This window comes from Agromyces binzhouensis (assembly GCF_004135055.1).
Classification (GTDB): Bacteria; Actinomycetota; Actinomycetes; order Actinomycetales; family Microbacteriaceae; genus Agromyces; species Agromyces binzhouensis.
In genome coordinates this window covers 1-5,296 of sequence record NZ_SDPL01000212.1, presented here as the reverse complement: position 1 = coordinate 5,296, position 5,296 = coordinate 1, and the positions used below count along the sequence as shown (strand labels likewise).

The following is a 5,296-nucleotide window of genomic DNA, read 5'->3' as shown; positions in this document are numbered from 1 at the left end:
CGGCACGGCCGCGGCCGCCGCCTGGACGTCGCCCCGGCGCAGGGCTGTGGCCGCGCGCGCGAGGTGCGCCGCCGTCTGCGGACGATCGGCCGGGTTCTTCGCGATGCAGGAGTAGACGAGGTTCCGCACCGGCTCGGAGACCGTGACGGGCAGGTCGGGCGGGGTCTCGTTGATCTGCGCCATCGCGATCGCGACCTGCGACTCGCCCGTGAACGGACGGCGACCTGCGAGGCACTCGTACGCGACGATGCCGAGCGAGTAGATGTCGGTCGTGGGCGATGCCGGGTGTCCGGACGCCTGCTCGGGCGAGAGGTACTGCACGGTGCCCATGACCTGGCCGGTCGCGGTGAGCGGGACCTGGTCGGCGATGCGCGCGATTCCGAAGTCGGTGATCTTCACGCGGCCGTCGGGCGTGATGAGGAGGTTGCCGGGCTTGATGTCGCGGTGCACGAGGCCGGCCGCGTGCGCGGCCTGCAGGGCCGCCGCGGTCTGGGCGACGATGTCGAGGACCTTGTCGGTCGAGAGCACGTGCTCGCGCTCGAGGATCGTGGAGAGCGCCTCGCCGGGCACGAGCTCCATCACGAGGTAGGCGCTGCCGTCCTCCTCGCCGTAGTCGAAGACGTTCGCGATGCCCTCGTGGTTCACGAGCGCGGCGTGACGTGCCTCGGCGCGGAAGCGCTCGAGGAAGCCCGGGTCGCCGAGGTATTCGTCCTTGAGGATCTTCAGCGCGACCTGACGGCCGATGACGAGGTCGGTGGCCTGCCACACCTCGCCCATGCCGCCGATGGCGATCCGGGACTGCAGCTCGTACCGTCCTCCGAAGGTGAGCCCAGCACTCGGTCTCATTTGTTCAGCACCGCCTCTAGTACCTGTTTCGCCAATGGCGCGGCAATCAGATTGCCGAACCCCTCCTGACCAAGCCCTCCGCCGTCTTCCACGAGCACCGTGATCGCATACTGAGGGTCGTCGGCGGGGGCAAAACCTGTGAACCACAAGGTGTAGGGATCGTCCTCGCCGTTCTCCGCTGTACCCGTCTTACCGGCCACGCTGACGCCGTCTATTCTTGCATTACTCGCGGCGCCGTTCTCGACGCCGTTGACCATCATCTCGGTCATGGTCCGGGCCGTCGACTCGCTGATCGCACGGCCGAACTGCGTCGCGTCGAACTCCTCGATCGGGCGGAAGTCGGGCGCCGTGATCGACTCGACGAGGTCGGGGTCCATCACGATCCCGCCGTTGGCGATCGCGGCGGAGACCATCGCCATCTGCATCGGCGTGGCACGGACGTCGCCCTGGCCGAAGCCGCTCAGCGCGGTCTGCGGCGCGTCGGGGTTCGCCGGGTACGTGCTCGTCTCGGTGGGATTCGGGATCGTGAAGTTCGAGTTGAAGCCGAACTTCTCTGCCTGCGCGCGGATCGCGTCGTCGCCGAGTTCCAGCGCGAGTTCGGCGAACGGGATGTTGCACGACAGCCGCAGGGCGGTCGCCAACGTGACCTCCGACCCGCTGCCGCACGTGCCGCCGCTCGAGTTGCGCACGACCGAGCTCGTCTCGGGGAGGGTGAACTCGGCGGGGTTCGGGAACGTGCTGTCCGGCGTGTACTGGCCGGACTCGAGCGCCGCAGCGGTCATGACCAGCTTGAACACCGATCCGGGCGGGTTCATGTCGCCGCCGGTCGCGCGGTTGAAGAGCGGGTCGCCCGGGTCCTCGACGAGGTTCTGGTAGGTCTGCTCGACCTCGTCGCCGTTGTGCACGGCGAGGCTGTTGGGGTCGTAGGTGGGCTTGGTGACCATCGCGATGATCCGGCCGCTGCTCGGCTGGGTCACGATGATCGCGCCCGTGTAGTCGCCGAGCGCGTCCCACGCGGCCTGCTGGGCGACCGGGTCGATCGTCACCTCGACCGAGGCGCCCATCGGGTCCTGGCCCGAGATGAGCCGGTTCAGCGAGTCGAAGAACTGCGACTCGGACGTGCCGCTGAGTTCCGCGTTCAGCGAGCCCTCGAGCCCCGTCGCCTCGCCGTTCACCGGGATGAACCCGGTGACGGGCGCGTAGAGCGGCCCGTTCGCATAGATCCGCTGGAACTTGTAGTCGTCGTCGGACGGCTCGGAGAACGCGATCGGATCGCCGCCGACGAGGATCGGCCCGCGCTCGACGGAGTAGCTCTGGTACAGCGTCCGCGCGTTCCGCGGATCGGCGGCGAGGTTGTCGGCCTGCACGTACTGGATCACCGTCGACGCGACGAAGAGCGTGAGGAACATGAGGAGGGAGACGATCGTCACCCGCTTGAGCTCGCGGTTCATCCGTCGATCACCAGCCTCGGGTGGTTGCGGACCGTATCGGAGAGCCGCAGCAGCAGCGCGACGATGATCCAGTTCGCGACGAGCGAGGAACCGCCGGCCGCGAGGAAGGGCGTCGTGAGGCCGGTGAGGGGGATGACGCGCGTGACGCCGCCGACGACGATGAAGACCTGGAGCGCGACGACGAACGAGAGGCCGACGCCGAGGAGCTTGCCGAAGTCGTCCTGTCCCGCGAAGCCGATGCGGAAGCCCCGGGCGACGAAGAGCACGTACAGGGCGAGGATCGCGAAGAGACCGGCGAGGCCGAGCTCCTCGCCGAGGCTCGCGATGATGTAGTCGGACTGCGGCACGGGCGTGAGGTCGGGGCGGCCCTGACCCAGGCCCGTCCCGATGAGTCCGCCGTTCGCGAGGCCGAACAGGCCCTGGACGAGCTGGAACGATCCGCCCTGCGCGTCGTACACGGCGGGGTCGAACGCGTTGAGCCAGTTCTGGAAGCGTCCGTTGACGTAGTCGAGCGTCTGGCTGGCGATGATGGCGCCAGCGAGGAACAGGCTGAGGCCGAGGACGACCCAGGAGAGCCGGCTGGTGGCGACGTACAGCATGACGAGGAACAGGCCGAAGTAGAGCAGGGCGGTGCCGAGGTCGCGCTGGAAGACGATGACCGCCATCGACAGCGCCCAGACCACGAGCAGCGGTCCGAGGTCGCGTCCGCGCGGGAACCGCATGCCGAGGAAGGTGCGACCCACCATCGACAGGGAGTCGCGGTTGCGGACCAGGTAGCCGGCGAAGAACACCGCGAGGGCGATCTTCGCGATCTCACCGGGCTGGAACGTGACGAAGTCGCCGATGCCGACCCAGACCCGCGCACCGCCACGGGTCTGCCCGAGCCCGGGTACCAGCGGCAGCAGCAGGAGGACGATCGCGATGAGTCCCGAGAGGTACGTGTAGCGGAACAGGGTGCGGTGGTTGCGGATCAGCAGGATCGTGGCGAGCGCCGCGACGATCGCGATCACGCTCCACACGATCTGGCGCACCGCTGCGCTGTCCCACCCGGCGTCGCCGTAGGCGATGTCGATGCGGTAGATCATCGCGATGCCGAGCCCGTTCAGCACCGTCGCCACGGGGAGGAGGAACGGGTCGGCGTCGCGTGCGACGAAGCGCATGGCGATGTGCAGCCCGAACACCAGTACGGACAGGCCCGCGCCGAGCAGGACGAGCTGGGTGTCGATCCGCCCGAGCGCGCCGAGCTGCACCAGCACGATGGCGCCGGCGTTGATCACGCAGGCGACGATGAGCAGTCCGAGCTCGAGGTTCCGCAGCTTCTGCGGCATGCGGATGCGACGCACGCTCCCCGTCGCGGGGGCGCGCTCGGGTGCGCGGGCCGCGCCTCGGTCAGTCAACGGACTCCTCCAATCGATCCACGATGCGCGCGGCCTCCTCGAGGGTGCCCGCCGTGATCGTCTGCTCGACGCGCTGCTGGTCGTAGGCCTTCAGGTCGGCGATGTCGACCGTCGTCTCGGAGTGGAGGCGGTGCAGCGAGATCGGACCGAGGTCCTGCTGGATGCCCTGGTAGATCGCGACGCGGCCGTTGTACTCGCCGACGTAGTACCGGGTCTGCGTCCACTGGTAGCCGAGGGCGGTCACGGTGACGATCGCGCCGATGAGCAACGCGATCCAGAAGCCCCACATGATGCGCCGTCGGCGTCGTCGGCGCTCGTCCTCCTCGATCAGCTCGTCGTAGAACTCCTCCGAGTCGGGCTCGAAGTGCGTCTCCTGCACGGGGTGCGGACGGAAGGGCGTGAGGCGGATGCCCGGTCGTCGTGCCGGCTCGGGTGCCGTGCCGAACGCGAGCGGAGCGGCCGCCGACCCGACGATCAGCGGCGGCGTGTCGGGCGCGGGCGGGTCGCCGATGTCGACGACGACCACCGTGACGTTGTCGGGGGCGCCGCCGTCGAGCGAGGCCTTGACGAGCCGGTCCGCGACCTGCTTCGCACCGGCATCCGCCGCGAGCATCTCGTGGATGTCGTCGAACGAGACGACGCCCGAGAGGCCGTCGGAGCACAGCATCCACCGGTCGCCCGGGTGGGTGTCGATGACCATCGTGTCGATCTCGGGGGATGCCTCGACGTCGCCCAGGACGCGCATGAGCACCGACCGCCGCGGGTGCACCATGGCCTCCTCGGCCGTGATGCGTCCCGCATCGACGAGTCGCTGGACGAACGTGTGGTCGGTCGAGACCTGGCTGAGTTCGCCCGAACGGAAGAGGTAGACGCGCGAATCCCCGATGTGCGCGATGACGACGCGGTCGCGCTGGACGAGCATCGCACTCGTGGTGGTGCCCATGCCGGTGAGCTCCGAGTGCTCGGCGACCGTCTCCTCGAGGTTCCGGTTCGCCGAGAGGAGGGCCGACTCGAGCGCCGCCGCGGCGTCGGCCGTCGAGTCGTAGTCGGCGTCGGCGTCGGCGATGCGGCGGGTCGCGATGGCGCTCGCGACGTCACCGCCGGCGTGCCCGCCCATGCCGTCGGCGACGAGGAAGAGCCGGCGGCCGGCGTAGCCGGAGTCCTGGTTGCTCGCGCGGACCCGACCGACGTGCGAGACCGCCGCGCTCGCCTTGACGCTGGCCATCGGCTACCGCCGCAGCTCGAATGTCGTCGCTCCGACCTTGACGGTGGCTCCGAGCGGGATGGGCGTGGGCACGGTGACTCGGGAGCCGTTGAGGAACGTGCCGTTGGTGGAGTCGAGGTCCTGGATCATCCAGCGGCCGTTCCACAGCATCAGGCGGGCGTGGTGCGTCGAGGTGTAGTCGTCGCGGATGATGATCGCGGAGTCGCTCGAGCGGCCGATCGTGATCTCGTCTCGGCCGAGCGGGAACTCGGCGCCCGACTTCGCCCCCGAGGTGATGACGAGCCGCGAGGCGTTCTCGGCAGTGGCGTCGCCCCCGCCGCCCGTCGGCGCCGGGGCCGGCTTCGAGACCGCGGCGGTCGGGGCGGTCGCGCTCGCCG

General features: G+C 69.4%; 5 protein-coding genes. All 5 read right to left on the bottom strand.

The genetic code is table 11. The annotated features are described in order from the left end of the window. On the bottom strand, positions 1–846 hold an 846-nt coding region (locus tag ESO86_RS10915), incomplete at its 3' end, for a serine/threonine-protein kinase (RefSeq protein WP_165307663.1). Then, a complete protein-coding gene (locus tag ESO86_RS10910; protein WP_129234944.1) occupies positions 843–2,297 on the bottom strand; it encodes a peptidoglycan D,D-transpeptidase FtsI family protein in 1,455 nt (484 codons plus the stop codon). The genes ESO86_RS10915 and ESO86_RS10910, both read right to left, overlap by 4 nt. Beyond that, on the bottom strand, positions 2,294–3,625 hold the full coding sequence (locus tag ESO86_RS10905; RefSeq protein ID WP_129234946.1) for an FtsW/RodA/SpoVE family cell cycle protein: 1,332 nt from the start codon (positions 3,623–3,625) through the stop codon (positions 2,294–2,296). Before ESO86_RS10905 ends, ESO86_RS10910 begins: the two co-directional genes overlap by 4 nt. 61 nt (positions 3,626–3,686) lie before the next feature. Further along, positions 3,687–4,919 carry a PP2C family protein-serine/threonine phosphatase gene (locus ESO86_RS10900; protein WP_129234942.1) on the bottom strand — a complete coding sequence of 411 codons (1,233 nt, stop codon included), beginning with the start codon at positions 4,917–4,919 and terminating at the stop codon, positions 3,687–3,689. A gap of 3 nt (positions 4,920–4,922) precedes the next feature. Beyond that, on the bottom strand, positions 4,923–5,296 hold a 374-nt coding region (locus tag ESO86_RS10895), incomplete at its 5' end, for an FHA domain-containing protein FhaB/FipA (RefSeq protein ID WP_165307662.1).